The 2,533-nt window shown below is 36.8% G+C and carries 2 protein-coding genes and 1 pseudogene; 2 read left to right on the forward strand and 1 reads right to left on the reverse strand.

Features of this window, described 5'->3' with window-relative positions:
- Positions 1 to 604: 604 nt before the first annotated feature.
- Positions 605 to 1,132 (forward strand): antA/AntB antirepressor family protein, encoded by a 528-nt coding sequence (locus GQO39_RS08250; protein ID WP_156851733.1) that lies wholly within the window; start codon positions 605 to 607, stop codon positions 1,130 to 1,132.
- A 64-nt stretch (positions 1,133 to 1,196) separates the two neighbouring features.
- Here GQO39_RS08250 and GQO39_RS08255 read toward each other — a convergent pair whose 3' ends face one another.
- Positions 1,197 to 2,243 carry a Fic family protein gene (locus tag GQO39_RS08255; protein ID WP_156851734.1) on the reverse strand — a complete coding sequence of 349 codons (1,047 nt, stop codon included), beginning with the start codon at positions 2,241 to 2,243 and terminating at the stop codon, positions 1,197 to 1,199.
- A gap of 95 nt (positions 2,244 to 2,338) precedes the next feature.
- Here GQO39_RS08255 and GQO39_RS08260 point away from each other — a divergent pair.
- Positions 2,339 to 2,533 (forward strand): annotated as a pseudogene (locus GQO39_RS08260) (hypothetical protein); the annotation flags it as partial.

Here is a 2,533-nt window from a genome sequence, read left to right on the forward strand (position 1 = left end):
TTGCTCGTCATGAATACGCTGCTAACAAGAAAGCTAAATAATGTTTTGAAGCTATACCTACGTGCTATACACCGCGGTTTTAATTTTTAAAGCAGATTATCGCTTGTGCTTTGGTGTTTTCCAGAAAAAATTCAATGAAATCAATGCAAAAGGTACTTTCCAGCGGGTTGGGTCTATTGCGGGGCAGGCTAGCGCGAACTATCGCTAGCGACAGAATTTTCAAATTGACTGTACATTGTACACTTAACTCATTGATAAATAACAATTTCAATATGTACACTGTACAGTATGTGAAACGTTTTCTTAGCAAAAAGTAATTTTTGTTACTTGACAATTCTATAGTAATGGGTATCTTCGAATCAGGTGCCTAGAAAACACCTTAAAATCTACAAGCGGATTGATTACCGAAATAATCAATTTTCCGCGCATGTAAAGGCTTTGACTCGTTGTATGTTACGCGCATATAATGGCGTTGTCAGGTGTGGTTATGCCATAAAATACCCTTTGAGGAAAAGCATAACGACGGACTTGTAGCCGTGTTTTCTAGCGCCCGGCACTCTTCTGGAGTGTCAATAGAAAACCATTAAACTACAAGGAGTTCATTATGAACACTCTTATAGAAATATCGGAACAAATCATTGATCAAGAAACTGTTCAAACCGTCAATGCACGTGAGTTGCATACGTTTTTGAAAATAGGAAAACGTTTTGCTACTTGGATTACAAATCGTATTAATCAGTATGAATTTGAAGAAGGAAAAGATTTTATTTTAACGCTTCCCAAAATTGGGAAACGTAAAAATGTTATCAGTAAAGAATACCACCTTACATTAGACATGGCGAAAGAGCTTTCAATGGTTGAACGCAATGAGAAAGGACGACAGGCACGTCGTTACTTTATTGAGTGTGAAAAGAAATTAAGAAACCAATCTGTCGATTATGATCGTGATACACGCTTTGATGATTTTAACTATCTTCGCCAATATGTTTTGACAAATTATCCTAAAATCATGGGTATCATCTTTGATCGTCTTTTGAAAATAGATGAAATCGAAAAAGAGCTTGATCATTATAGATTGGTTACAAAAGAAGCTGAGCGTACTCTAGAAAGCCCTGTTGCAAAAGTAGCTTAGACGTAAAACATGATTTTATCTCCTCGTCTATACAGACGGGGAGGTGGTTAAGAAGGCAATAAAATTAAGGTGCACTATACCAAATTGATCGTCCACCACCATGACGTATCAAAAGACCTTTTTCAACTAATGATGTAAAGGTTACTTTAAGTGTATTAGGGCTTGCACCAACCTCACGCACCATATCGCGTGTTGTAACACGTCCGTGACTACGCACATAATCAAGAATATTAAGAGCCAATTCAGATAAGGAAAAAAGAGCATTTTTTTCACTCTCTATTTTTATTTCTAATTGGCGTTTTTGTTTTTGTAGAGCACGTAAAAAAAAGAGTATCCAAGGTTCCCAATTGGGTGTTTTAGTATAAATTGTTTTTTGAGTTTGATTCAAAGCTAAGTAATAGCCTTCTTTATTATTCTCAATAATGCTTTCAAGTGATGAATATGGTACATAAACATAACCTTTTTGTAACAAAAGAAGGGTGGTTAAGATGCGACTTAAACGCCCATTCCCATCTTGAAAAGGATGAATAGCTAAAAATGTGACATTAAAAATACCAATCGTAAGTAAAGGATGAAGATTCTTTAATTCATTGGTTTTATTGAACCAAGTAATAAGCTCTTGCATTCGGTATGGTGTATCAAATGGTGTAGCTGTTTCAAAAACAATGCCAACCATTTTCCCTTGGGAATTAAATGCTGCTACGTCATTGCGTAAAGTCTTATATTCACCTCGATGTCGTTGATCTTTTTCACTATTGCATAAAAGATCACGATGAAGTTGTTTAATGTGATTTTCAGTAATAGAAATATCACTCCAAGATTGAAAGATTGTTTCCATAACCTTGGCATAACCGACAACTTCTTGTTCATCACGATTCTTGAAACGTTTAATTTCTAAGTTTACCAAAAGCTGTTCAATCTCGCGGTCTGTTAATTTGCTTCCTTCAATGCGTGTGGAAGATCCGATACTTTCAACGGTAGCAATATGGCGAAGAGCGTTCAATCGTTCAGGCGCAAGAGTACCAAGGGCACGCCATGCCCCTTTGAACTCATCAATCTCAGTAATGAGAGCTAACAATTCTTGTGTAATTTGGAGTGTATCTGTTTGCATACCGGGATATATACCCGATTACACCCGATTGTCAATCATTCGTAACACCGTAAACTCTTACTTCTTATAGCAGAAAAGTAAAGCAAGGAGAAACTATGAATAAGAAGCATCGTGAGGGCATATCGGTTCGTGCATTTGCGAAGAAGATGCGGGTTTCGCCTAATGTGGTGGTTTCTCGATTTAAGACAGGTAAATTTGATAAGGCACTTTTTGAAGATGGTTCTGTCAATGAAGCCCTTGCAACAGCTATCTGGAATGAGAATCCAACAAAGCGGACACAACAATTTTTA

Origin of the sequence: Bartonella refiksaydamii (assembly GCF_902652675.1) — a bacterium.
In the GTDB taxonomy this organism is placed as follows: domain Bacteria; phylum Pseudomonadota; class Alphaproteobacteria; order Rhizobiales; family Rhizobiaceae; genus Bartonella; species Bartonella refiksaydamii.